This is a genomic window from Paenibacillus sp. 23TSA30-6, from assembly GCF_014858585.1.
Taxonomy (GTDB): Bacteria; Bacillota; Bacilli; order Paenibacillales; family Paenibacillaceae; genus Paenibacillus.
In genome coordinates this window covers 1-26,579 of sequence record NZ_SLTL01000045.1, presented here as the reverse complement: position 1 = coordinate 26,579, position 26,579 = coordinate 1, and the positions used below count along the sequence as shown (strand labels likewise).

The 26,579-nt window shown below is 46.2% G+C and carries 24 protein-coding genes and 1 tRNA gene; 9 read left to right on the top strand and 16 right to left on the bottom strand.

Annotated features, from left to right (window positions below; translation table 11 throughout):
- Nucleotides 1-82: 82 nt before the first annotated feature.
- The 4 genes from E0698_RS24610 to E0698_RS24595 all read right to left on the bottom strand — a co-directional run bounded on the left by E0698_RS24610 (nt 83) and on the right by E0698_RS24595 (nt 2,163).
- Nucleotides 83-679, bottom strand: a complete 597-nt coding sequence (locus tag E0698_RS24610; protein ID WP_192513218.1) for a tyrosine-type recombinase/integrase — start codon at nt 677-679, stop codon at nt 83-85.
- Nucleotides 680-830: 151 nt separating this feature from the next.
- Nucleotides 831-921 (bottom strand) — tRNA-Ser (locus E0698_RS24605).
- A gap of 77 nt (nt 922-998) precedes the next feature.
- The gene (locus E0698_RS24600; protein ID WP_134911770.1) at nt 999-1,223 is read right to left on the bottom strand and encodes a DUF951 domain-containing protein; all 225 of its coding nucleotides are present in this window, start codon (nt 1,221-1,223) and stop codon (nt 999-1,001) included.
- A complete protein-coding gene (locus E0698_RS24595) occupies nt 1,213-2,163 on the bottom strand; it encodes a mechanosensitive ion channel family protein (RefSeq protein ID WP_192513217.1) in 951 nt (316 codons plus the stop codon). Before E0698_RS24595 ends, E0698_RS24600 begins: the two co-directional genes overlap by 11 nt.
- A 311-nt stretch (nt 2,164-2,474) precedes the next feature.
- Between E0698_RS24595 and yyaC the strand changes: the two genes are divergently transcribed.
- Nucleotides 2,475-3,080: a spore protease YyaC gene (gene yyaC, locus E0698_RS24590; protein WP_192513216.1), complete on the top strand. Its 606-nt coding sequence runs from the start codon at nt 2,475-2,477 to the stop codon at nt 3,078-3,080.
- Here the strand turns inward: yyaC and E0698_RS24585 are convergent.
- The 11 genes from E0698_RS24585 to rpmH all read right to left on the bottom strand — a co-directional run bounded on the left by E0698_RS24585 (nt 3,034) and on the right by rpmH (nt 13,450).
- On the bottom strand, nt 3,034-3,555 hold the full coding sequence (locus E0698_RS24585; protein ID WP_134911767.1) for a DUF4446 family protein: 522 nt from the start codon (nt 3,553-3,555) through the stop codon (nt 3,034-3,036). The two genes, yyaC and E0698_RS24585, sit on opposite strands and share 47 nt — an antisense overlap.
- Before the next feature lie 199 nt (nt 3,556-3,754).
- Nucleotides 3,755-4,597, bottom strand: coding sequence for a ParB/RepB/Spo0J family partition protein (locus E0698_RS24580; protein WP_044648683.1), 843 nt, complete (start codon nt 4,595-4,597; stop codon nt 3,755-3,757).
- Entirely contained in the window at nt 4,590-5,351 is a 762-nt protein-coding gene (locus tag E0698_RS24575; protein ID WP_025683689.1) for a ParA family protein, read from the bottom strand. Before E0698_RS24575 ends, E0698_RS24580 begins: the two co-directional genes overlap by 8 nt.
- Before the next feature lie 188 nt (nt 5,352-5,539).
- On the bottom strand, nt 5,540-6,358 hold the full coding sequence (noc, locus tag E0698_RS24570; protein WP_134911766.1) for a nucleoid occlusion protein: 819 nt from the start codon (nt 6,356-6,358) through the stop codon (nt 5,540-5,542).
- Between the two features lie 434 nt (nt 6,359-6,792).
- Nucleotides 6,793-7,515 (bottom strand): 16S rRNA (guanine(527)-N(7))-methyltransferase RsmG, encoded by a 723-nt coding sequence (gene rsmG, locus E0698_RS24565; protein WP_134911765.1) that lies wholly within the window; start codon nt 7,513-7,515, stop codon nt 6,793-6,795.
- Complete coding sequence (mnmG, locus tag E0698_RS24560) at nt 7,515-9,404, bottom strand: tRNA uridine-5-carboxymethylaminomethyl(34) synthesis enzyme MnmG (RefSeq protein WP_192513215.1); 1,890 nt, start codon at nt 9,402-9,404, stop codon at nt 7,515-7,517. The genes rsmG and mnmG overlap by 1 nt, the downstream gene beginning before the upstream one ends.
- A 98-nt stretch (nt 9,405-9,502) precedes the next feature.
- Nucleotides 9,503-10,879, bottom strand: a complete 1,377-nt coding sequence (gene mnmE / locus E0698_RS24555) for a tRNA uridine-5-carboxymethylaminomethyl(34) synthesis GTPase MnmE (RefSeq protein ID WP_149096137.1) — start codon at nt 10,877-10,879, stop codon at nt 9,503-9,505.
- Nucleotides 10,880-11,002: 123 nt separating this feature from the next.
- Nucleotides 11,003-11,761 (bottom strand): RNA-binding cell elongation regulator Jag/EloR, encoded by a 759-nt coding sequence (gene jag / locus E0698_RS24550; RefSeq protein ID WP_192513214.1) that lies wholly within the window; start codon nt 11,759-11,761, stop codon nt 11,003-11,005.
- The gene (locus tag E0698_RS24545) at nt 11,758-12,630 is read right to left on the bottom strand and encodes a membrane protein insertase YidC (RefSeq protein ID WP_192513213.1); all 873 of its coding nucleotides are present in this window, start codon (nt 12,628-12,630) and stop codon (nt 11,758-11,760) included. Before E0698_RS24545 ends, jag begins: the two co-directional genes overlap by 4 nt.
- 71 nt (nt 12,631-12,701) lie before the next feature.
- Nucleotides 12,702-13,052, bottom strand: a complete 351-nt coding sequence (gene rnpA / locus E0698_RS24540; protein WP_192513212.1) for a ribonuclease P protein component — start codon at nt 13,050-13,052, stop codon at nt 12,702-12,704.
- Nucleotides 13,053-13,315: 263 nt separating this feature from the next.
- Nucleotides 13,316-13,450 (bottom strand): 50S ribosomal protein L34, encoded by a 135-nt coding sequence (gene rpmH, locus E0698_RS24535; protein WP_007433250.1) that lies wholly within the window; start codon nt 13,448-13,450, stop codon nt 13,316-13,318.
- A gap of 1,118 nt (nt 13,451-14,568) precedes the next feature.
- Here rpmH and dnaA point away from each other — a divergent pair.
- The 6 genes from dnaA (at nt 14,569) to gyrB (ending at nt 20,887) form a co-directional block, all read left to right on the top strand.
- Nucleotides 14,569-15,915 (top strand): chromosomal replication initiator protein DnaA, encoded by a 1,347-nt coding sequence (dnaA, locus tag E0698_RS24530; RefSeq protein ID WP_134911760.1) that lies wholly within the window; start codon nt 14,569-14,571, stop codon nt 15,913-15,915.
- A gap of 186 nt (nt 15,916-16,101) precedes the next feature.
- Entirely contained in the window at nt 16,102-17,244 is a 1,143-nt protein-coding gene (dnaN, locus tag E0698_RS24525; protein WP_025683682.1) for a DNA polymerase III subunit beta, read from the top strand.
- 45 nt (nt 17,245-17,289) lie between these two features.
- Nucleotides 17,290-17,508, top strand: a complete 219-nt coding sequence (gene yaaA / locus E0698_RS24520) for a S4 domain-containing protein YaaA (RefSeq protein ID WP_134911759.1) — start codon at nt 17,290-17,292, stop codon at nt 17,506-17,508.
- A gap of 54 nt (nt 17,509-17,562) precedes the next feature.
- Nucleotides 17,563-18,678: a DNA replication/repair protein RecF gene (recF, locus tag E0698_RS24515; protein ID WP_025683680.1), complete on the top strand. Its 1,116-nt coding sequence runs from the start codon at nt 17,563-17,565 to the stop codon at nt 18,676-18,678.
- A 16-nt stretch (nt 18,679-18,694) separates the two neighbouring features.
- Nucleotides 18,695-18,946 (top strand): extracellular matrix regulator RemB, encoded by a 252-nt coding sequence (gene remB, locus E0698_RS24510; protein WP_025683679.1) that lies wholly within the window; start codon nt 18,695-18,697, stop codon nt 18,944-18,946.
- Nucleotides 18,947-18,976: 30 nt separating this feature from the next.
- Entirely contained in the window at nt 18,977-20,887 is a 1,911-nt protein-coding gene (gene gyrB, locus E0698_RS24505; RefSeq protein ID WP_134911757.1) for a DNA topoisomerase (ATP-hydrolyzing) subunit B, read from the top strand.
- A 92-nt stretch (nt 20,888-20,979) separates the two neighbouring features.
- On the opposite strand, the gene E0698_RS24500 is transcribed toward gyrB, so the two are convergent.
- Nucleotides 20,980-21,807 (bottom strand): YheC/YheD family protein, encoded by an 828-nt coding sequence (locus E0698_RS24500; RefSeq protein ID WP_192513211.1) that lies wholly within the window; start codon nt 21,805-21,807, stop codon nt 20,980-20,982.
- Between the two features lie 468 nt (nt 21,808-22,275).
- Between E0698_RS24500 and gyrA the strand changes: the two genes are divergently transcribed.
- Nucleotides 22,276-24,852 carry a DNA gyrase subunit A gene (gyrA, locus tag E0698_RS24495; RefSeq protein WP_192513210.1) on the top strand — a complete coding sequence of 859 codons (2,577 nt, stop codon included), beginning with the start codon at nt 22,276-22,278 and terminating at the stop codon, nt 24,850-24,852.
- A gap of 215 nt (nt 24,853-25,067) precedes the next feature.
- Nucleotides 25,068-26,156 (top strand): HD-GYP domain-containing protein, encoded by a 1,089-nt coding sequence (locus E0698_RS24490; protein WP_192513209.1) that lies wholly within the window; start codon nt 25,068-25,070, stop codon nt 26,154-26,156.
- Nucleotides 26,157-26,579 lie beyond the last annotated feature (423 nt).

Below are 26,579 nucleotides of genomic sequence, written 5' to 3'. Positions count from 1 at the left end.
AACTTGAACACATCATTCATTAGATTATCCTTTTTGCTTAATGGGGTCCACATGTTCCATCCCGTCCTCTTCCTATTTATTACTAGACAGTATGGACACTTTCTCTATTAAACAGACATCTAACATTCACTTTAGCGAAGAAGCTTATATAGTCACGCCATTGCGCCCATTGTTGTTGATCGGGAGCCTTCATAAAGCGCCTTAGTTCGTCTTCTGTTAACGGCATAACTGTATCGACGTCCTGGCGCATTAGAGACAAGTTTGCAACCGGATTACGGTTTATAACGTCCTCATCGTATAACACATTAAAGAACGTCTTCAGCACGCGTATACGCACGTTCACAGACGCCGGAGAAAGCCCCTTACGCTCCTTATCGTAGTCCGCCTTAAACGGATGGCCCGCGTAGAACTCCTTGTCATTAGCGCACCACAACACGTACTCGCGCAGCATTGCGGCCGTTACACCATCAATCGAAATATCTCCGTACCTTTCTGCGACCCATTCATTGAAATAGCCCATATTCTGTATGTAACCGTCGATCGTCCGTTCCTTTAAGTTATTAGCGCGTTTCACTTTAACAACGAAATCAAGCGCCTCCTCCAGTGTGTATGAGGGCGTCCATTTTACTACGACCGGGTCCCGTTGAGTAATCGTCTTTCTTCCGGCTCTTTTATCCATACTAAAAAACCTCCTACGCGTGGTTAGCGTAAGAGGTTAACGGAATCATTTAGGTATATCGGAATCATCTAGCTCAATTTTCGTGTAAAATCGTATAGCTTTCGATCCACATATCGTACTGAAAACATTGATACAGCGCGACTTATTATAGTGGCGGAAAGAGTGGGAGTCGAACCCACGCACGCCTTGCGACGCCTAACTGATTTCGAGTCAGCCCCCTTAGACCTCTTGGGTACCTTTCCGCAGCAAGGATTATTATATCATCATTGTGCCCATGATGCAAGTTCATTGTTACCCAAAATCCCTCAGTTACCCCGGCTCAATTCGTTTCTGAATTTTGCCCGCCAGCGCTTGCCTTTGAACGCAGCACCTTCTTCATATTCTTTTCGAACTTGGCACGCGGAATCAGCACACTGTGCTGGCAACCGACACATTTGATCCGAATATCCATACCCATACGGATAATTTCCATTTCATTCGTTCCGCAGGGATGGGGCTTCTTCATCTGCACAATGTCCCCCAGTTCAAACGACTTACGCTCCACCCTTCTCTCCCCCTTTTCTTTCTTGCTCGTCTTCCTTCTCAAGGGTTACCGCCGTCTCCAGCGCGCTCTGACGATGTTCCTCATCCTCTAGTGCCTTCTTGATGTTATTCTGAATATCACGTTCTACCGCAGCCCCTGTATTCGGCATACACTCCGCCACAACACGCACAATATACTCAGATGTCGTCATGGACTGAACTCCCAGAACATCCGGTATATTCAGCACCTGCACATTGGACTCCTCAATCCCATGGATCGCTTGTTTTACCAAGCCAACGGCTTCCTCCAGAGTACGCTCGGCCTTCATCGGTACATCTACCACCGCCAACGAATTGGACATGGAAAAGTTCGTAACCGCCGTAATCGAGCCGTTAGGTAAAATGTAAACTTCCCCTTTCCAGCTCACCAGCCTGGTTGTACGCAGCCCAATCACTTCTACTGTACCTTTGTAGGTTCCTGTCTGAATAACGTCTCCTACGGCAAATTGATCCTCGAAAATGATAAAGAATCCGGTAATCACATCCTTGACCAAGCTCTGCGCCCCAAAACCAACGGCCAATCCAAGCACTCCGGCTCCGGCAATCAGAGGTCCGAGATTAATGCCCATTTGAGACAATACCAGCATAATCAGAATAAAATTGAATACGATATTGGTTACATTTTTCAGCAGTTCCCCAACGGTAGTTAACCGCCGGGTATTCAATCGAAATCTGCCGTTCTCTCCCTTTTGCTGCATCGACTTATCTATAATTTTATTAATAACCCGAATAAAGATACGTGTAATGATGAAAATAATAGCGATCTTCAAAACCACAAACAACAAGGTTGACCACATCGCACTATCTGTAAGCCATCCCCATATAACATCCTTCCAGTGTATCGCATCCTTCACAACAGCAGCCGTTCCTGTATCGTTCTCCAACCAACGCATTAAGGTCATTCTGTTGCTCCTCCTTACACAAGGGACCTGCTCTTCTGGTTTCCCAAATTCTATTTTCTACTACATAAGCCCATCTACTGCCTTCATTCATGTTGCTATGAATAATCTACTTCCCCCGAGTATAAAAGCCCAAACTTATCCATATACTAGCTACTATCTTGAGAATAAATGTTACCCGCAGGCTAATTGTTATTCTCTAAGGCAGTTATACTGCTGGTTTTCATCTCTGATCAATGCGATACCAACAGCTAACAGTCTATATAAAGCGAGCGCAACCTGCACACTCCATTACAGAGCGAAAGGAAGATTCCATGACTCATCCATCTGACTTCATTCCGGGGCAAGAACCCCTTAGCTTAAAAATATCACACACCGACCCCGGGATCCAATCAGCCATCATCCATCGTTTGCTGTTCCATTTGCACCAGGCGCCCAGTCTGCAAAATATCGTTATTATTTGCATCGGCACCGACCGTTCTACTGGAGATTGTCTCGGCCCGCTCGTAGGTACTCATTTGTCTTGCTATAAAAGCCCGCTCTTTCACCTTTACGGGACATTGGAAGAGCCTGTACATGCTATGAATCTGCAAACAACACTGGACGGCATACACACCCGGTACGACCAGCCCTTTATCATCGGCATAGACGCATGTCTTGGACAAACCTCCAGCGTTGGATGCATTCAGGTTGCGGACGGGCCTTTGAAGCCTGGCGCGGGGGTAAATAAAGAATTACCGCCGGTCGGCGATATCCATTTGACAGGAATCGTTAACGTCGGCGGCTTTATGGAATACTTTGTGTTGCAAAATACAAGACTAAATCTGGTAATGAAATTATCAGATATCATTGCTGGCAGCTTATACTCCGCGATTAAGGAGTGGCATTACCGTTCCGTCCTGCTTGCTGCGCAAGAGTAATGGCTTCTTTCTCTTCAGGAGATAAGGAATAGGATGACTGCCCCGCTTCCAGGGGCTTGGCATACACATAAGAACCATCCCGGTTATAAATACCGGTTAATACGATACCGTCCTGATTGTCATCTACAATAGCCATGGAGAAGCTTAGATCGCTTCCTCGCTCGCCAAAGGCATTATAGCGTTTGATGCCTATATGTCCTTTCAGGCCTGTCAGTTTACTGCGTAAAGATTTCATACTTGCACGATGGGCTTCCTGCTCATCCTCAATCGTATCCATTTGCACCTTCAAATCAATCAGCAGCGTTTCCAAATTCTCAACACCGCTGCCTGCCATCATGGTTTCATACTTTCGCCGCATCTTCTTCAACTTTGCACCCTGCACAATGATAACAATCAACAGGATGAGCAAAATCAGCACAATTCCTGCAACGATTCCGGCAAGCTGTTCCATGATTAGTCCGTTCAATTCAGCCATATGCTTGCTTCTACTCCTCTATCTCAAAAATCATGTCATTGCATACCTCTTATTTTATACGTTTGAGGACAGCGAAACAAATAACAGAAGGCTATTAGTTAATCCATCCAGACTACTCTGATTCCTGCACATCCAGACAAAGCAAAGACATATCTCACTTCCCGTTTCGACCAAGGAGACATGTCCTATTTCATACAGACTACTGCAGTAGCTCCAGTAATCTTTCCAAATCCTGCTGGCTGTAATAATTCAATTCGATTTTACCTTTATCCTTGTTATGCTTAATTTTCACAGTTGTTTTAAAACGTTCACGCAAGGACTCCTCCATATGATCAATAAAAGGGTCCTTTTTTCTCACCTTGGGCTTAGCCTTCGCTTCACCAGGCTTATGGTCCAACTGCTGTACGGCTTCTTCCAGCTCCCGAACACTCCACTGCTGCTCAATGCATTGTGTCGCCAGTTGCTTCACCATGTCCGGATCTTTGAGCCCAACAATCGCTCTGGCATGTCCCATAGATAATGTTCCACGTGAAACATGATCCTTAACTTCCTCCGGCAATGCAAGCAAACGAAGGAAATTCGCAATATGAGAGCGCGACTTGCCCACTTTCAAGGACAATTCCTCTTGAGTTAACGAGAACTGATCCATTAATCCCTGATAGGCAACTGCTATTTCCATCGCATTCAGATTTTCGCGCTGCAAATTCTCAATCAGGGCAATCTCCATTACCTGCTGATCCGTAAAATTGCGAACAACCACAGGTATCGTCGAATTCCCACAATATTGGGAAGCCCGGAATCTTCTTTCACCTGCAATAATTTCATAGCCTCTTAATACACTACGCGCAATAATAGGTTGAATAACACCGTGCTGACGAATGGATTCGGCTAATTCCTTAATGGACTCTTCATCAAACGTTTTGCGAGGCTGGTACGGATTTGCACGCAACTGACTAAGCGGAATGTCAACAACCTTGTCCTCATCATTGACCGTAAGGGAGGGAATGAGTGCATCCAGCCCTTTTCCCAACCGTTTACTCATAAGATGCCACTTCCTTTGCCAACTCAATATATACCTCTGCCCCACGGGAGCGGGGATCATACGTAATAATGGACTGGCCATGTGACGGTGCTTCACTGAGTCTCACATTGCGTGGAATAATCGTCTGATAAACCTTGCTTTGAAAATACTTTTTCACTTCTTCAATCACCTGAATACCCAAGTTGGTACGGGCATCAAACATCGTCAGCAGCACGCCTTCAATTTGCAGTGAGGTATTCAAATGCTTTTGCACCAATCGCACAGTATTCAGTAGCTGACTTAAACCTTCCAATGCGTAATATTCACATTGAATGGGGATAATGACCGAATCAGAGGCCGTTAAAGAATTAAGTGTCAAAATCCCTAACGATGGAGGGCAATCAATCAATATATAATCGTACTTATGCTTGACGAGCTGGAGCGATCTTTTTAATCGAAGTTCACGAGAAATGGTCGGCACCAGCTCGATTTCCGCTCCTGCCAGTTGAATGGTGGCCGGAATAATATCCAGACCCTCAATCTGTGTACTGACAATCGCTTCGCTAGGATCAACCTCATTAATGAGTACATCATAAATGCAATTTGCCACATCCGCCTTATTGATACCCACACCGCTCGTTGTATTACCTTGCGGGTCGATATCCACGAGCAATACCCTTTTGCCGAGGGAAGCAAGTCCGGCGCCCAAATTCACGGAAGTAGTTGTTTTGCCTACTCCGCCCTTTTGATTGGCTACGGCTATTATTTTTGACACTTCATTCACCTCATACTTTAATCGGAATCCTGCCATATTTCTTTATTGCAAAATCCTTTATTAAGACGATTCTCCATTATTAGCTTACGGATAACGGCAATTTTATCAATAGAATACGAGTATGCTGCGGTTTTAATTGGCGTTAGACAGAAAAAGCGGCAATTGCTGCCGCCTGTACGCTTCATCCCTTACTTACGTTTGGGAATTTGAATGACAATCTCATAGTGATCCTCATGATCGGATTCCTTGGTCTTGATATCCAAGCCGGAGCCAGACACCATATCAATGGATTGACGAATCGTATTCAGCGCAAGCCGGACATCCTTGGTAAAGGAAATCCGCTTGGATTTCTTCATCGTGGACACTTGTTTATAAAAGGCGACTCTCGCCTCTGTCTGCTTCACATTGAGTTCCTTGGCGATGACTTCATCCAGAACCTTATACTGTAGCTCTTCAGTCTCTAATGACAATAACGCACGGGCATGACGCTCGGACACTTTCCGTTCCATTAGAGCATTTTTCACTCTCTCTGGCAGGTGAAGCAGTCGTATCTTATTAGCAATAGTGGATTGGCTTTTGCCAAGTCGCTGAGCGAGACTTTCCTGGGTGAGCTGATGCAGATCAATCAGCTTCTGATAAGCTACAGCCTCTTCAATCGATGTTAGCCCTTCCCTTTGAAGATTCTCAATCAACGCGATAGAAGCAGCTTGTGAATCATTAAACTCACGAACAATGGCTGGAATGGTATCCATCCCCAGCCTGGTGACAGCCCTCCATCGACGTTCCCCTGCTATAATTTCGTATTGTCCATTACGGAAACGAACGACAATCGGCTGAATTACACCATGCGTCTTGATGGTCTGGCATAGCTCATCAATCTTCTCGTCGTCAAATATGGTGCGGGGCTGATAAGGACTGCTGACAATATCCCGAACTGGAATTTGTTTTATTTCGTCCCCAGTAGATCGCTCCGTCAAACCAAATAGCTTGGAAAATTGTTCTTTCATTCCGTATAATACCACCTAATTTCATAATAGCACCATACTAACAGCGCTTCGTGAAAAACAGTTCCTTACGCGGATCGTAGACCCTTTTATATGAGACAGCGCCGTAACCGGGTACACTCCACGTATTCTCCCTGGCATTGTTGTCCCGCTCCCCCTTATGTATATCTGAATTGAACGGTACGGGAAGCAGTCAACTTACATCAAAAACGATTATCTCTATTCTATCACTTTTCCAGCCATAATCCTATCGTCTCTACCAGCTTTTCCGAAGGATCAGAGAATAAATTGTACACCCAATCAGATGCCTATTTATCCATGTTTCTCTACGCCGTAAATAAAGACCTTCTGCATCTATACGTTATTTATGTTAAGAGCATTGCAAGTCATAAAAAAAGTGAATGTTTCACGTGAAACATTCACTTTCTTTCAATTGGTTACACTAACGGTGTTTTTAAAGGCGTACCCGGCTTACGCGGATATTTCCGTGGTGTAGCTGCTCTTTTTTCAATAATAATCATATGCCTGGCTGCATCCTCCACAGGTAACTGAAAAGCCTGAATATGCTTAATCTTTCCTTTAAGCTCTTTCAAGCTATAGGAAGCTTCCTTGATTTCTTCCGTCGGATCACTGCCCTTCATCGCAGCAAAGTGACCCCCTTCACGGACAAAAGGTAAACAAAACTCATTCAGTACCGCAAGGCGGGCAACGGCTCTGGCGGTGACCAGATCGTAGCTGTCGCGGTATCCCGTTTTACGACCCAATTCCTCTGCCCTGCTATGGACCAGCTCCACGTCTTCCAATCCTAGCTGCTCTACCACATGCGCCAAAAATTGTATGCGTTTGTTCAACGAATCCACAATGGTCAACTGAATCTGCGGAAAGCATATTTTCAAAGGAATACCTGGGAACCCCGCTCCCGATCCGATATCCGCCAAGCTTTCCACATCATTTAACGGAACATAAAAGGCCAGCGAAAGAGAATCGTAAAAATGCTTGGTGTACACCGCATCACGCTCTGTAATGCCCGTCAGGTTCATCTTTTCATTCCACTCAACCAGCACACGGTAATACGTTTCGAACTGCTCTAGCTGACTGTCATTAATCACAATGCTATGCTCTGCCAGTCGCTGCTTAAATTGCTGTTGTATCGCGTCCATTATGATCCCCTTGCTGCCGTTACACGGTTATAATGCTCCAGATAAACGAGCAAAATGGAAATATCCGCAGGAGTCACACCTGAAATACGGGATGCCTGACCAATCGACATCGGACGAATTTTCGTAAGCTTCTGCTTGGCTTCAATCGCCAAACCCTGAACCTCATCGTATACGATATCCTCTGGAAGTTTCTTCTTCTCCATCTTTTGCAGGCGTTCTACATGCATCAGTTGTTTCTCAATGTAGCCCGCATACTTAATCTGGATCTCCACCTGCTCCTGTTCTTCCTCAGTCAGAGCTACAGCCGAAGGTGAAATTTGTGCCACTTGCGCATAGCTGATCTCTGGTCGACGCAGCACGGTTAACAAATTACTGCCGTCCTGTATCGGTGCAGATCCACCTTGCTCCAGCATCTCGTTTACATCAACCGGACGCACTTTTGCCAAGCGCAAACGCTCAATCTCTTGCTCTACCTTTTGCTTCTTATCCAAAAAGCGCTCATACCGTTCATTTGTAATCAGGCCGATATCATGCCCGATTGGAGTCAATCGCAGATCCGCATTATCATGACGCAACAACAGACGGTATTCTGCACGAGAGGTTAGCAAACGGTAAGGCTCATTCGTACCCTTGGTCACCAGATCGTCGATCAGAACCCCGATATAGCCTTGGGAGCGGTCCAGCACGACAGGTTCTTTGCCCTGCACCTTACGAGCCGCGTTAATGCCTGCCATAATCCCTTGGCCCGCAGCTTCTTCATAACCGGAAGTGCCGTTAATTTGACCCGCCGTGAACAGGCCTGGTACTCTTTTCGTTTCCAACGTTGGCCACAATTGCGTAGGCACCATGGCATCATACTCAATAGCATAGCCGTTACGCATCATTTCTACCTTTTCCATCCCCGGAATCGAGCGCAGCACAGCTAATTGCACATCCTCAGGCAAGCTGGTCGACAAGCCTTGAACATAGTATTCAGATGTGTTTTTACCCTCAGGCTCCAAAAAGATTTGGTGCTTCGGCTTATCACTAAAACGTACCACTTTATCTTCAATAGATGGGCAATAGCGCGGTCCCGTTCCTTCAATCAGTCCGGAGAACATCGGTGCACGATGCAAATTATCATTAATAATCTGATGAGTTTCCACTGAAGTATAGGTCAGCCAGCAAGGAAGCTGCTCATTATCCGAAGACTTCGTTTCATACGAGAAAAACTTCGGTTGATCGTCCCCCGGCTGAATTTCGGTTTTGCTAAAATCAATTGTGTCCTTATGCACGCGCGGCGGCGTACCCGTTTTAAAGCGAACCAGATCAAAACCCAGCTCGCGCAAATGCTCAGACAGTCTCAACGAAGGCTGTTGATTGTTCGGGCCACTTTCATACATCAGCTCACCCATAATGATTTTACCACGTAAATAAGTGCCTGTAGTCAGGACAACCGCTTTGCTGCGGTACTCTGTGCCGGTCTTCGTGATAACACCCACGCAATGACCGTCTTCAATAATCAGCTCTTCCACCATTCCCTGGCGCAAGGTCAGATTCGGTTCCTTTTCCATCGTTTCCTTCATCGCATGCTGATAAGAGAACTTGTCAGCCTGTGCGCGCAATGCGTGAACGGCAGGCCCTTTACCTGTATTCAGCATCCGCATTTGGATAAACGTCTTGTCGATGTTCCGGCCCATTTCGCCGCCCAAAGCATCAATTTCACGTACCACATGACCCTTTGCAGGACCGCCAATAGACGGGTTGCAGGGCATGAACGCGACCATATCCAGGTTAATCGTAATCATCAACGTACGGCAACCCATCCGGGCTGCTGCCAAGGCGGATTCTACACCCGCATGGCCTGCGCCTACGACAATTACGTCATAGTCGCCTCCTTGATATCCCATACCTCTCTTACCTCCTTATGCATTTCGGTCTTGATACCGAATATGCTCTTGTATATCTATAACGATAGCAGGGCTTATACCAGCCATACTCGAATGTCCTATTTGCCCAGACAGAATTGTGAAAATATTTGATCGATTAACGCATCATGCGCCGTATCGCCCACAATCTCGCCCAAATGCTCCCACGCCAGCCGTACATCAATCTGAATCATGTCAATCGGAACGAATTGATCAGCAGCTTCATAGGCATCTACCAACGATTGGCGAGCCTTCTTCAACAAAGCAATATGCCGTACATTGCTGACATATGTCATGTCGGCAGATTCCAGCTTACCACTAAAGAATAACTGCGATATGGCCTGCTCCAGCCGATCTGCTCCCTCATTTTCCTTTACAGACATCGGTACGATAAGCTCTTCGGGAACATAACGCAGCAGCAAATCCCGGTCTATTTGGGCCGGTAAGTCCATTTTATTCATAATGACAATCGCTTGTCTACCGCGGATTTGTTCCATTAATGCCATTTCATCCTCATGCAGCGGTTCGTTGGCGTTAATCACGATGAGCAGCAGATCTGCTTCACTGACCGCTGTTCTCGAACGCTCTACCCCGATCCGTTCCACGACATCCATCGTTTCCCGAATGCCAGCCGTATCCAGCAGCTTCAGAGGAATGCTGTTAATCGTCACATATTCCTCAATAACATCACGGGTCGTGCCCGGAATATCGGTCACAATCGCCCGTTCGCCCTGAGCCAGTGTATTCAGCAGCGAGGATTTCCCCACATTCGGTCTTCCGACAATCGCTGTGGTCAGGCCCTCACGTAAAATTTTCCCCTGCTCCGCTGTATGCAGCAGTCGATCAATTTCCGCCATGACCTGACTACTCTTATCCTTGATCAGTTCAGAAGTAAAAGATTCCACATCATGCTCAGGATAATCAATGTTCACTTCAATATGAGCCAGTGTCTCTACCAGAACATGACGCAAACGGCGGATATTCTGTGACAGTTGTCCATCTACTTGCTTCAAAGCTACTGAAAAAGCTTTATCCGACTTCGAGCGAATCAGGTCAATGACTCCCTCCGCCTGACTCAGATCAATACGACCATTCAGAAAAGCACGCTTCGTGAATTCGCCCGGTTCGGCCAAACGTATATTTTGCAGCAATAGTAAATCCATCACCCGTTTGACGGCTACAACCCCGCCATGGGTACTGATTTCTACGACATCTTCTGTTGTAAAAGAGCGTGGCGCTCGCATAACCGTAACTAGAACTTCCTCCACCTTTTCATGGCTTTGAGGATCTATAATATGTCCATAGTGTACCGTGTGAGATGGAGCCTTGCTTAGAGGCGTTTTGCTCCGAAACAAAGCTTCCACTTCCGTGACGGCTTCCGGGCCGCTGACCCGTACAACCGCAATCCCCCCTTCGCCAACAGCAGTTGCAATGGCAGCTATGGTATCGCTCAGCATATGATTTCTACCTCCTATCAAGTAGAAACGGCATTGCCGTCCTTAATCAAGGACGGCAACCGTTTCAGCAAGAAATATAAAAAACAATGGCTTCTGCACATTGCAGAGAGCCATTGCGTCGGATTATTTTTTGGCAATGACGACGCGCCGATTCGGCTCGTCCCCCTTGCTGTATGTTCTAACCAGCGCATGCTGTTGAAGCTTGGCGTGAATCAGCTTCCGCTCCTGTGACGGCATTGGCTCCAGCACTACTTCCTTGCCGTAACGAATAGCCTGGTTGGCCAGCCGATCTGCCAAATCTTCCAATGTTTTTTGCCGACGTGCGCGAAATTGCTCGGCATCCAGCACAATCCGGATGAATTTGTCAGAATGACGGTTGGCAACGATATTCGTCAGGTACTGCAATGCATCCAGCGTCTGTCCCCGGCGGCCGATCAGCATGCCGAGCGACGGACCGGATATATCCAGTATGCTTTCATCCTTGCGGTGACGGACATCCACTTCCACATCCAGTCCCATTCCGGCTGCTGTTTCGTGGATAAAACGTACAGCTTCTTTATAAGGGTCTGCATGTTCCGTGGAGGCTTCCTTACTCGTACGTACTTCCTGGATAACAGATTCCATTTCCGGAACAACAGTCTGTCCCACGGCAGGCGCTTGAGCCGATACATGATGTTCAGCCGCGTGTGTGGTTTCGGGAGACGGATCAGATAGCAGCGTAAGCTCTACCTTCGCCTTTTTGACCCCCAGCCACCCCAGGAATCCTTTTGACGGCTGTTCCAACACGTTTACGGTTACCCGTTCACGGCTTACTCCCAACTGGGAGAGTCCTTGTTTTACAGCATCTTCAACGGTTTTTCCTGAAGTCACGACTTTGGTCATCTCGACTTTTTTGCCCCCTTCGAGTTTCTGCCACCTTTTCTCTTGTTATTGCTATTGGGGGAACCTGTTTTCGTAAGACTGGCTGTTTTCACATTTGCCAGCGCAACTTCTTTATCCTTATTCCGATAAAGGAAATAGTTTTGAATAATCGTGTAAATATTACTGTAGAACCAGTATAACGGCAAAGCAGATGGGAAGTTATACGACATGAACAGAATCAACACCGGATAGACGTACAGCAAAAATTGCATGGGTCCCTGCTGCGGAGTCGGATTCATTTTCATCATCATCCAAGTTTGGATGAATGTTGTGATTGCTGCCAGAATTGGCAGGATAAAGAGGTGATCCGGTTTACCTAACTGGAGCCACAAGAAATCATGATCCCGCAATGCCGAGTTATAGTAAATGGCATTATAGAGCGCGATAAAAATAGGCATCTGAACAACCAAAGGAAGACAGCCCGCCATCGGGTTGACCTTGTTTTCCTGGAACAGCCTCATCGTCTCTTGCTGGACTTTCTCAGGCGTATCCTTGTATTTCGCTTGAATTTCTTTTAATTGCGGCTGAATGGCCTGCATAGCTTTAGAACTGCGTACTTGCTTGAGTGTAAGCGGCAAAATAATGGTTCGCACGATAATCACCAGAACCAGTACGGCCAGGCCATACTCTCCAGAGAACCATTGGGCAAATGTATCCAGCGCATACGAAAACCAGTAAACGACATATCTTTGCCAAACTGATCCATTGGCCAAGTCTGCCGTCGTGTAAGAATTGTGGGCCGTCTGGGCACATCCCGACAGCACAGCAACAAGTGCCAATAAGGCAATCAGGAGGAACCATTTCCCCCGTTGAGTCTTCAAACGCGACACTTCATAACCCCTTTCTTAACCAATCCATTCCAACGTAAATCATACCATATCCTGTAGGACAAAGATACTGACTATCGACGTGAAGACTTGAGCAGCGAGGCTTTGCGCAGAACGTGCAGCACGCTTTTCTCCAGCTCCTGATACGACATTGTAACCGCTCCCTTGCGGACGATAAAAATCAGATCAATTTGCTCCACCAATTCATGCTCATGATGACGCACAATTTCCTTGACAATTCTGCGCATCCGGTTACGGACTACGGCGTTGCCGATCTTCTTGCTGGCCGAAATTCCAACGCGGAACTGCTCTACCTCTCTGCGGCGGAACCAGTACACCACAAACTGATGGTTGGCAAAAGATTTGCCATGGCGGTATACGCGCCCAAAGTCCGCCTGGTTTCGTAGACGCAATTTTTTTTGCACGGCGCTTCTCCTTGCTCATCTCTTTTACACATGCCGGCAAGCCAATCCTTACCTCTTATGTAGTAAGAAGTATGGACAACATTCCGCCATGGTAATCTCGCTTATTTTACATTCATTTTCAAAAGCTTCATCTAATATAGAGCAGGACGCGGTGCTTCTCCCTCTTTTTTCATTGCATTTCTACAGACGTAGGGAAAGCGATCCGGCCCATGAATACCTTCATTATGAAAAAAAAGACCACCGTAGTGGTCTTTATGCACGCATTACGCACTCAATACTTTTCTGCCTTTTTGGCGACGAGCTGCCAAAACTTTACGGCCATTCTTTGTGCTCATTCTTTTACGGAAGCCGTGGACTTTTTTACGTTTGCTGACATTCGGTCTGAAAGTCGGTCTCATTGTACTGCACCTCCTTACAAGGAATACGTTTTATATGGAATATACCTAACATAGCAATCTCCACAAAAAACACCTTTGTACATTTAACCATAAATAGCGGCCAAAGTCAATGTACAGCTTAATCCCCTCCCCCAAATCATGCAATCCTCTCCCTCTTTTTTTACGCCCAGGGATTTTGCTCTTTCATCCAGTTCACTTATTCCACGCTCTTTTGCTCTTTTTTATCGTGAATTTTCTTCGACCTTCCTCCTTCAATATCAGCTTGTCTACATTTTGCGTTCCTTCCACCACTCCTGTTCCTTACGGTTCGTTCTTCCTTCCTAATTTCTTTACACCGTCTTTTATTTTGTGATCGGCATATTTCCAAGCACCGTAATCGGATCATTAAAAATATTGTCGGAAACGTTACCGGAAATTTTCAACAGAAAAAAACGACCTCTGTGACCAAAAGGCAACGACTGTTATGCACAGATCCACAAAAAGAGCTGAATTGTGATTTAAATGGTCATAACCTGTGCATAACATTTTGAGACGAAAAAGAGTTATTGTCGAAAACTGAACAAATTATAAACAATATCTTGTGTTGTGAATAAAAATTGTACACAACAGATTGAATTTGTGGATAAATAACCACGAGTCATTGAAATACAAGGCTTCTTTTGCTATGATGATATTACTTTTGAATGTGAATATGTTGTTTTACCCTCCATATTATCAACACCCTGTGGATAAAGTTGTGAACAAGTTCAATTTATCCATCTTTTTATTTTTGTGCGGATTCGGGATTCTGGGGATATATTCTACATTTTTCATTTGATTTCGACATATTGAAGTCCCGTTTTGGCCTGCGGGATCAAGAGAACGGATCGTGCCGCACATTCCCTCCTGAGAAATATCGCCTTCTTCTGCCGATCAGCAGCGGATTTTTCCATTAGCTATTTTTCAGGACCATTTTGTGCTGCGTTCTCTCACCACACTGCCGCATGATTCAGGCGGCGGTATGTCTTTTTATGGCCTTCAACAACATTTTTGGGATTTTAGGCGTTTTGCCGAAGCGCCGGGAGCAGCTCTCTGCAGCTTAAACGGCAAAATGTCAGGATTTAAAAGGAGTGACGTCTGTGGACAGCCATACCTCTGAACTATGGCAGCAAATTCTATCCATCATACAAACCAAGCTGAGTAAGCCGAGTTACGACACTTGGTTTAAGGCTACCAAGGCAGCGAAACTGAATGACCACTCCATTGTGATTTCCGCACCAACAACTTTTGCCGTGGAATGGCTTGAAAGCCGCTATACCAAGCTAGTCGGGGCAACGGTTTATGAAATTCTGGGCAAGCAGCTGGAGGTCAAGTTCGTCATTGAAGAGAACAAGCCAGCTGAGTTCGACCTTCAGCAACAACCTCAGCAGCAGCCGGTCGTACATGAAGAAGCCGTGTCCCATATGCTGAATCCCAAATATACGTTCGATACGTTCGTCATCGGATCGGGGAACCGTTTTGCCCATGCAGCATCGCTGGCCGTCGCCGAGGCGCCGGCCAAAGCTTACAACCCGCTGTTTCTGTACGGCGGCGTAGGCCTGGGCAAAACGCATCTGATGCACGCCATCGGCCATTATATTTTGGAACACAACCCGGCCAGTAAGGTCGTGTATTTGTCGTCGGAGAAGTTTACTAACGAATTTATTAATGCTATTCGGGACAACCGCGGGGAAAGTTTCCGGAACAAATATCGCAATATTGATATTTTGCTCATTGATGATATTCAGTTTATTGCAGGCAAGGAGTCGACGCAGGAGGAATTTTTTCACACGTTCAATGCACTTCATGAGGAACGCAAACAAATTATTATCTCAAGCGATCGTCCGCCTAAAGAGATTCCAACGCTGGAGGAACGGCTGCGTTCCCGCTTTGAGTGGGGATTGATTACGGATATTCAGCCGCCGGATCTGGAAACGCGAATCGCAATTCTTCGGAAAAAGGCAAGAGCGGAAAACCTGGATATTCCCAATGAAGCCATGATGTATATCGCTAACCAGATTGATACGAACATCCGAGAGCTGGAAGGGGCACTGATTCGCGTTGTCGCCTATTCCTCCCTGACCAATCAGGATGTGACAAGTCATCTCGCGGCCGAGGCGTTAAAGGACATTATTCCTTCCAGTCGTCCCAAAATGATTACCATTCAGGATATACAGCACCAAGTCGGGGAATTTTACAATCTGCGCCTGGAGGATTTCAAAGCACGCAAGCGGACGAAGGCTGTTGCTTTTCCACGGCAGATCGCTATGTACCTGTCCCGCGAGCTAACCGACTATTCCTTGCCGAAAATCGGAGAAGCCTTTGGCGGACGCGACCACACAACTGTCATTCATGCGCACGAAAAAATCTCCAAAGCCATTCAAGTGGATCAGGAGCTGTTCAAAGTTATCAACAGCCTAATCGAAAAAATCAAAAATCCAACCTGAACAAGTTCAGAGCCTATACACAACTTATACACATGTGGATAGGCTTGATTTTATTAGGCTTACACCGACTTATCCACATATTCAGTGCGCCTATTACTATTACTAATAGATTTTAAAGATATACATCACCTAAATAAGGCCCGCGTCAACGCGTGCTTGAAGGATTAAAACCCGTAGGAGGAACTTATGAAGATCAGCATTTTGAAAAACGTATTGAACGAGGCTATACAACATGTATCCAAGGCCATATCAAGCCGGACCACGATTCCGATTTTGAGCGGTATTAAGCTGGATGTGAATCATCAGGGAGTAACGTTGACTGCCAGCGATACTGACATCTCCATTCAATCCTTTATTCCGATGGAGGATGGTGACCAAACCGTCGTTCAGGTCGAACAACCGGGAAGTGTTGTACTGCCAGCCAAGTTCTTTGTCGAAATTATCAAGAAGCTGCCGTCTCAGGAGATCCGCATGGAGGTAAAAGACCATTTCCAAACCTTCATCTCATCCGGTGCAACCGAAATTCAGATTGTGGGTCTGGACCCTGAGGAATTCCCGGTGCTTCCAAGCATTGAAGAAAATCAGGTTATCTCTGTACCAGGTGATTTGCTCAAAAACATGATCAAACAGACCGTTTTCTCCATTTCCACTCACGAAACGACACCTATTTTGACAGGGGTATTGTGGAATTTGGCTGAGGGCGAATTAAAATTTGTAGCAACGGACCGCCACCGCCTCGCCACCCGCAGCGCCCGTTTGGAAACGTCCGAAGGCTTGCGCTTCAGCAATGTTGTCATTGCAGGTAAAACGTTGAACGAACTGAGCAAAATTATTCCGGATCAAAATATGCTTGTGGATATCGTCGTAGCAGACAACCAGGTACTATTCAAAATTGACCGGGTTCTGTTTTATTCCCGCATTTTGGACGGAACGTATCCGGATACTTCTAGAATTATTCCAACCTCCTACAAAACAGAACTGATTGTGGATACAAAAAGTTTGAGCGAATCCATCGACCGTGCTTATTTGCTGTCTCGTGAGGAAAAAACGAATATTGTAAAAATGCAGTCGCTGGAAAACGGTGGCCTGGAGATTTCCTCCAGTTCCTCCGAGCTGGGTAAAGTGCGTGAGGAAGTCACAGTCTCCAAATTTGAGGGAGAGCCGCTCAAAATCTCGTTCAACTCGAAATATATGCTTGATGTGCTGAAAGTGATTGACAGCGAGCAGCTGACGATTGCTTTTACCGGCATTATGAGCCCGATCATTTTAAAACCGGCGGACTCCAGCAATGCGCTGTACATCATCCTGCCATATCGCACCACCAACTAACGTCTAGCGTCACTCATTAAGAGCAAGCGAAAGGATGAACAAGCCTTGAAACAGATATCTATACAGACCGAATACATCAAGCTGGATCAATTTTTAAAATTAGCCGATTGTGTTCCTACAGGGGGAATGGCCAAAGCTCTGTTGCAGGAGGGACAAGTTCGTGTCAACGGTGAGCAGGAAGAACGACGCGGAAGAAAACTGTACCCGGGCGATATCGTAGAAGTAGAGGACAACGGAAGTTTCGAGATCACAGCAGGAGCATGATCGCCTGGTTGGCAAGGACTCCTTTTAGGTGCGGAGTAACAAGGGGGACCCTATGTGTTTGTGAACAATATTGTTTTGCAGCAATACCGGAACTATGAACAGCTGGAGCTGAATGAATTTGGGCCCGTTAATTTGCTGATCGGACAAAATGCGCAGGGCAAAACGAACCTGGTAGAGGCGATTTTTGTCCTGGCTTTGACCAAAAGCCACCGGACGTCGCGCGACAAGGAGTTAATCTCTTTCGGGGCTACCTCCACTCATCTGGCTGCGGATGTGGATAAAAAATACGGAAAAATCAGGCTGGATCTGTCGTTATCCACACAAGGTAAAAAAGCGAAGATCAACGGGCTGGAGCAGCGAAAGCTGAGCGATTTTATTGGTTCGCTGAATGTCGTTATGTTTGCACCTGAGGATTTGGAAATCGTCAAAGGAACACCGGGGGTACGCCGCCGGTTTCTTGACATGGAAATTGGACAGGTTGCACCGGGATATCTGTACCATTTGCAGCAATACCAGAAAGTGCTGGTCCAGCGTAACAACCTGCTCAAGCAAGCTTGGGGCAAAGATATGGCTTCCGTACAGCTCATGCTGGAGGTATGGAATGAGCAACTTGTTGAGCACGGTGTTAAAATTGTTAAAAAGCGGAAACAATTTATAACAAAGCTGCAAAAGTGGGCTCAGGCCATTCATGAAGGGATCGCGGGAGGTACTGAAGAGTTAAAATTAACTTATGTTCCCTCCTTCAGTGAGCCGGAGGAAGAAGATGAAGCTGTCTTATTGGAGCGATTTATGATAAAGTTATCCCAAATGAGGGAACAGGAAATCCGCCGTGGTATGACTTTGGCGGGGCCCCATCGTGATGATTTGGCCTTTGCCATTAACGGCAGGGAAGTGCATACGTATGGCTCTCAGGGGCAGCAGCGGACGACGGCCCTGTCCTTGAAGCTGGCTGAAATTGAATTAATCCATGAGGAAATTGGTGAATATCCTGTCCTGCTTCTGGATGATGTTCTATCCGAACTGGATCCTTACCGTCAGACCCAACTGATCGAGACCTTCCAGAGCAAGGTACAAACCTTTATCACGGCAACCGGCATTGAGACCTTGAATGCAGAACGACTCAAGGATGCCAGCATTTATCACGTCCACGACGGGCATGTGGAACACTAAGGAGTGAGTGACTGCTATGTATATTCATCTGGGTGGAGAAAAAATCATCCGCTCGTCAGAGCTTGTGGCTATTTTCGATATCTCGATTAAAAAATCCTCTAAAATCTCCAAGCAGTACGTGAACCACGCCCAACAGCAAAAGCATGTCGAGATGATTGGTGAAGAGGAAGCCAAGTCCATCGTGGTGACTCAAAATACGGTGTATTATTCCCCCATCTCCTCAACAACTCTCAAAAAGCGGGCAAACCAGTTTGTTGCCAATGCTTAACCATAGAATCTATAGAAGTAGGTGAAAGGCATGTCTATGAATCAACCGTCTTATGATGCGGGTGAGATTCAGGTCCTGGAGGGCCTGGAGGCGGTTCGGAAACGTCCCGGGATGTATATCGGCTCCACCAGTGCCAAAGGGCTCCATCATCTGGTCTGGGAAGTTGTGGACAACAGCATTGACGAAGCGCTGGCAGGTTATTGTGACAGCATTCAAGTTGTCGTTCACGAAGATAACAGCGTTACCGTTACAGATAACGGACGTGGTATTCCGGTAAGCGAACACGCCAAAATGAAAAAATCTGCGCTGGAAGTAGTTATGACTGTACTTCACGCAGGTGGTAAATTCGGAGGCGGAGGGTACAAGGTATCCGGCGGTCTGCACGGTGTTGGTGTATCCGTAGTAAACGCCCTCTCCAGCAAAATGATCGTTCATGTCAAACGGGATGGACATCTGTACGAGCAGGAATACCACCGCGGTGTTCCGCAGTATGATGTCAGAGTCATTGGCGACACGGACGAAACCGGTACCCAAACGACGTTCTACCCGGACGATCAAATTTTTACAGAAACGACCATATATGACTATGATACGCTCCAAACGCGGATTCGCGAACTGGCCTTCCTGAACAAAGGAATTGCGATTAGTTTGACCGATGAACGGACTGGCACCAGTGATACGTTCCACTACGAGGGCGGAATTAGTGAATACGTGCAATTTTTGAATCAGAAAAGAGAAGCGCTACATGAGCAGCCGATTTATGTCGAAGGCTCGCGCGATATGATTCAAGTCGAAGTTGCGCTGCAATATAACGACAGCTATACCGAAAATATTTATTCTTTCGCCAACAACATCAACACCCACGAAGGTGGAACGCATGAATCCGGCTTCAAGAGCGCATTGACACGGATTATTAACGATTATGCGCGTAAAAATGGCTTTATCAAGGACAACACCGCCAACTTGACGGGTGACGATGTGCGTGAAGGACTGACAGCCATTATTTCTGTCAAAATCCCGGAGCCACAGTTTGAAGGTCAGACCAAAACCAAGCTTGGTAACAGCGAGGTACGCGGGATTGTCGAATCCCTGTTCGCAGAGAAACTTCAGGAATTTCTTGAGGAAAATCCGTCTGTCTCCCGCCGCGTTGTTGATAAATCATTACAAGCAGCCCGTGCTCGTGAGGCTGCACGTAAAGCGCGTGAGCTGACTCGCCGTAAAAGTGCGCTGGAAATCAGTTCCCTCCCAGGTAAGCTGGCAGACTGTTCTTCCAAGGATGCGTCGATTAGCGAACTGTACATCGTCGAAGGCGATTCAGCGGGCGGATCGGCCAAGCAAGGTCGTGATCGTCACTTTCAGGCTATTTTGCCGATTCGCGGTAAAATTCTGAACGTCGAGAAGGCACGTTTGGATCGTATTTTGTCCAGTGATGAAATTCGGTCAATGGTAACGGCTATGGGGACGGGGATTGGCGACGATTTCGATATTGCTAAAGCTCGTTATCACAAGGTCATTATCATGACCGATGCGGACGTCGACGGAGCCCATATTCGGACGCTGTTGCTAACATTTTTCTATCGGTACTTGCGTAAAATTATTGACGCCGGCTATATCTATATTGCTCAGCCGCCGCTGTTTAAGGTAGAGCGCAATAAGGTCGTACGTTATGCAAACTCTGAAGCGGAACGTGATGCTATCATCAGCGAATTCGGAGAAAATGCGAAGTACAACGTACAGCGTTATAAAGGTTTGGGTGAAATGAACGCGACCCAGTTGTGGGAAACGACTATGGACCCTGAGAGCCGTACAATGCTTCAAGTTACCATCAGTGATGCCATGCTGGCTGATACGCTGTTTGATACCCTGATGGGCGATAATGTTGAACCGCGTCGCGACTTTATTCAGGAGCACGCCAAGTACGTGAAAAATCTTGATTTTTAATTTGAAAGAATTCACCAAGGGGCGCTCAGATGAGCGTCCCTTTTCTTGTCATTAACCCGTCGCGGAGAATTTGAATATTTAATATCAAACACTTACGCCTTTTTCTTAGCGCTTGCAGGCTTACCCGTGGATGCTGTGTAACGGCCGTAGCCTACAGCATATCTGAATATTTTATGATACAGGCTTTTGTTAGGCAGGGAAGAGAACACTTTAATCGCTGGTCTTGTATTTACCTCCAAAATCCACGGATAGACTTGCTGATCCAGACCTATATCCAAACCAATTTCCCTCAAACGGGGATATCTTTTTTGCAGTTGCCAAGCTACCCGCTCGCCCATTTTCGATAATTTTTGCTCCAGCCGTACGGCTTCCTTTACATCCAGATATGGAGCTACCAGTTCATTGAAAAAGCGCACTGTGCCCCCGCTGTGGTGATTAGTGACGACTTTGTCAGGAGCAGCTACGCGTCCTATGATGAGCGTCGTCTCCCATTGCTTTCTCAAGTTCATCTGTGTTAATACCCGTAAATCAAAGGGACACCCATCATGATGAAGAAGAGGGATTCCTCGTTGAATTAGATAAGGACGCTTCCGTATGCGGTGAGAAACTGCCCTATGCAGGTCTTCCAGATTTTCGAAGGTGTGGGTCTCTACCTCATAACGAAGGATATACCACGTTCTCTCCCCGATGATCCCCTCTTCAGTTGGCGGAAGCGGTTCAGTGAGTCTCTCTGCACGCATAACCCCTTTCCCATAAGTACCGTTATCCGGCTTAATATAGACGGTTCCGTACACTGCCAGCATTTCATTCAAATGTTCCATGGCATACAAACGTGTTTCCGGTATATAAGCGGACAACAACGGATTGGGGAGAATGATATTTGTTTTGGTCCACTTACTGGATACTCGTTGAATTGACAAGTATTCTCATCCCTTTCTTTTGGAAATGTAAGTCACGTTCATGGAATTCACGACGCTTGAACAAAACAAGGGAAACTAAAGGACAAGTGCGTAAAACAATGATATAATAGAGAAATACGGCGTTTTTTCGGAATTGTACTCAGTTAACCCTGACCGTATACGTATTGTATGTGGAAAAGGCCTTCAGGGTGGGGGCTAATCCCCAATTCGGGGGAATTTGTCATGATCAGGACCTGTGAGCCGTAAGATGCGTGGGTCATTCTGCTGCTCACAGAAGGGCAATCTCTGAGAGATTTACGCTGTAAAGCGGACAGATGCGTTTAATTGTGCTCTTTTTGTGAAAGTAATATAATTATACAGATGAGGATTTCAGCCAAAATCCTGCTTACAGAGCGGAGTATATAGGCAGTATCTTGTTAGGCTTTTCACATAGAGAGCAATGAATGAAGGACGAGAAGGAGGACCAGCATGGCGGATCAAAATAGCTCGCAAATCATCAATAGGGATATCGGAGTGGAAATGCGCGAATCCTTTATGGATTATGCCATGAGTATTATTGTCAGCCGTGCCTTGCCTGATGTGCGGGACGGACTGAAGCCGGTACACCGTCGTATTTTGTACGCGATGTCCGAGCTGGGCATGTCGCCAGACAAGCCTTACAAAAAATCAGCAAGAATCGTCGGTGAAGTTATCGGTAAATATCACCCACATGGTGATACGGCCGTATACGATACGATGGTTCGGATGGCGCAAGATTTTTCCTTGCGTTATATGCTGGTGGACGGACACGGTAATTTCGGTTCCGTTGATGGAGATATGGCGGCTGCGATGCGTTACACCGAAGCACGATTATCGAAGATTGCAATGGAAATGCTGCGTGATTTGAACAAAGAGACCGTTGATTTCATGCCAAACTACGATGGTGAAGAGAGCGAGCCAGTCGTGTTGCCTGCACGTTATCCTAATCTGCTGGTGAACGGTGTCGGCGGGATTGCAGTCGGAATGGCAACCAATATTCCTCCCCATAACTTGGGAGAGGTTATCGATGGTGTACAAGCACTAATCGAAAACCCTGACATTACGCCAATGGAACTGATGGATTATATTCAAGGGCCGGATTTCCCGACAGCAGGTTATATCTTAGGGCGGTCGGGCATTCGTCAGGCGTACCAGACTGGTCGCGGATCTGTGACCATGCGTGCCAAGACTACCATAGAAGAAATTGGCAATAAAGCACGGATTATCGTGCATGAGTTGCCTTACCAAGTCAATAAGGCTCGTCTGGTCGAAAAGATTGCTGAATTAGTACGCGAGAAGCGTATTGAAGGCATTACCGATCTGCGGGATGAATCGGACCGTACGGGTATGCGTGTCGTTATCGAGTTGCGCAGGGATGTGAACCCGAACGTTGTTCTGAACAATTTGTTCAAGCATACGGCAATGCAGTCCACTTTCGGCATCAATATGCTCGCGATTGTAAATAACGAGCCGAAGATTCTGAACCTCAAAGATGTTCTGTATCATTATCTCAAGCATCAGGTTGAAGTTATTCGTCGTCGGACAGAATTTGATCTGAAAAAGGCTGAGGCCAGAGCACATATTCTGGAAGGCTTGCGTATTGCCCTCGACCATCTGGATGAGGTTATTTCACTGATTCGTTCCTCACAAACTGCCGAAGCGGCACGCGAAGGATTAATTGAGCGCTTCTCGCTGTCTCTGGAACAGGCTCAGGCGATTCTTGATATGCGTCTGCAACGCCTGACCGGCTTGGAGCGTGAGAAGATTGAGAACGAATATAATGAGTTGCTGCAAAAAATTGCGGAATACCGTGAAATTTTGGCCAACGAGCATCTGGTACTCAGCATTATCAGCGATGAGCTTAATGAGCTGAGAGGACGTTTTGCAGATGAGCGCCGTACTGAAATCACAGTGGGTGAAGAGAGCATTCTGGATGAGGATCTTATTCCGCGTGAGGATGTTATCATTACTGTAACCCATACCGGATATATTAAACGTCTTCCCGTGACTACTTATCGTAGTCAAAAACGCGGCGGTCGTGGTGTAGTGGGGATGGACACCAAGAATGAGGATTTCGTAGAGCATCTATTCATTACGAATTCACATCATCATTTGTTATTCTTCACCGACAAGGGTAAGGTATATCGGATTAAGGCTTACGAGATTCCTGATCTAAGCCGGACAGCCCGTGGGACACCGATCATTAACCTGATTCAGATTGAGCAGGGCGAGTCGATCAATGCGGTCATTCCAATTGAGGAATTTGTAGAGGACAGCTATCTGTTCTTTGCTACTCAGCAAGGGATTATCAAGAAAACACCGCTTGATAACTATGCTAATATCCGCAAGGGTGGCCTGATCGCTATCAACTTGCGTGAAGATGATGCCCTGATCGAAGTGAAGCTGACCGATGGACAGCAAGAAATGATCATCGGTACGGCGCAAGGCATGTCGATTCGCTTTCCTGAGAGCGATGTACGCTCCATGGGCCGTAGTGCTACCGGGGTTAAAGGTATTACTCTTGATAAGAGTGATGCTGTAATAGGCATGGATATTGTTGATACCAGCCTGGATATCCTGATCGTAACGGCCAAAGGCTATGGCAAACGTACTCCTGTAGTGGATTACCGTATCCAAGGCCGTGGAGGTAAGGGGATCAAGACGATTAACGTCACAGATAAAAATGGCCCGGTTGTCGGCCTCAAGGTTGTAAAAACCGAAGAGGATCTAATGATCATTACAGCCAGCGGAACCTTGATTCGGACCAGCATGGAGGAAATTTCCACGATGGGTCGGAATACACAAGGGGTAAGGTTGATCAACATCCGCGAAGATGATTCAGTTGCTACTGTTTGTCGGGCAAACAAGAATGAGGAGCAGGATGAATTGCTTGATGAACTGCTCGAGGAGCAGGATGCTAACCAAGAAGTCGGTGAGGGTGAATCTTATTCACCAGTTGATTCAGCTCTTGGCACGGATGTAGAAAATGTAGAAGGTAACGGTTCGGAGCCTTCTGAAGACGAATAACAATCCACCAAAATAACAGTGGTATTGGTTTTAAAATGACGGGGAAGACTCCTTGGCCATTGGGTCAGGGAGTCTTTTTCTATTGCTGACAGATGAATACAGCAAGTATGATGCAAATCATATAAAATGAATGTACAGGAACAGGTTCAAGTAATATAATGACATAATAAAAACTGGTAGCTAGAGCTGCTGTTACGAGAACAGAGAGGTTGACCATGACAACAGTACCCGTATCCGAATTAAAAGCAGGACTTAGATTGCAAAGCGACGTATTTACTGAAATGGGCAGCTTGCTACTTCCGAAGGGCCGTATTCTGCTACCGCGTGATTTGGAGATTTTACAAGCGTTCCTGATCCAGCAAGTAGAAGTGGGGCCTGATGGTTCGGCAAAAGCTGGTGGAGATCATGCTACTGTTCGAGTTGGAGCGCCTGAATCGCAATCCCCTTCGTTAGAGGAGCGGGATGAGTCCGTTTTATTCCAGGAAGAGTACGACAAAATGGTGATGCTCGTGAAAAATGCATTCCAATCGGTACTCGTATCTAATCTATCCATATATGAGTTGCGGGGACAGTTGGAAGCCTTACTGGTATACATCCAGCGCTATAATGTAATGACGTCTACTCCGCGTGCCATGATTGAAGTTGATTATATTTTTCACAATGCGGTACTAACTTCTCTGACTTCGTATTCTATTGCCCAATGGATTGGCTTGCCCCAAAAGGACTGGATGCAGGTTGCTTTTGCCGGATTGCTCCATGATATTGGTAATGCTAAAATGGACCCGGCCATCCTGTACAAGCCCTCTAAATTAACGTGGGAGGAGCAGGAAGAAATTCGTCAGCACACGTCATTAGGCTACCAGTTGCTCAAAAATGTGAAGGCCATTAATGAAGGCGTGCGTTTGGCAGCTCTTCAGCATCATGAGAAAGTGGATGGTACAGGATATCCGTTGCGACTCAAAGGGGAGCAAATCCATATTTACGCTAAAATTGTTGGAGTGGCTGATGTATTCCACGCCATGACATTGGAGAAGACCTACCGACCAGCACAATCCCCATATCTGGTACTGGAGCAAATCAAATCAGAATCATTTGGTAAGCTGGACCCGGGTGTTGTACAGGTTTTCATTCAAAAGCTCACTCAATTCAATAATGGAACCAAGGTGCGTCTCAATGATAACCGTACAGGGGAAATTATATTTGCCGATCGAGACCATCCGACTCGTCCGCTGGTGCAGGTAGACGGGGAAATCATTAACTTAATGCTTCAAAGAGAGCTATATATCGAGTGTATTGTTACTTAAGTAAGTTTTTTTGAAAAAACAGTTGCGTAATATAATAAAAGTATGATATATTATTTCTTGTCGCTTCAAGTGTTATCAAGTAGAGCGAAAAACACTTTTGAAAAAAAGTGTTGACACAACTGAGAGATACATGATATACTATAAAAGTTGCTAAGGGGATGAAAGAAACCCTGAGGTGAAAAAAAGAAATGTTTGATCTTTGAAAACTGAACAACGAGTGAGTAAATGATTTTGTTCGCAAAATCAACCACAAAGATTTCGGCACATACCGTAAGGTTGTATGAAATTGGAGTGTAAAAGAGATATTTTATCTCGTCAGTTTCAAAATGAGCATATCGCTCTTTCTATATACCAACTTCGGTTGGTCTTTAATGGAGAGTTTGATCCTGGCTCAGGACGAACGCTGGCGGCGTGCCTAATACA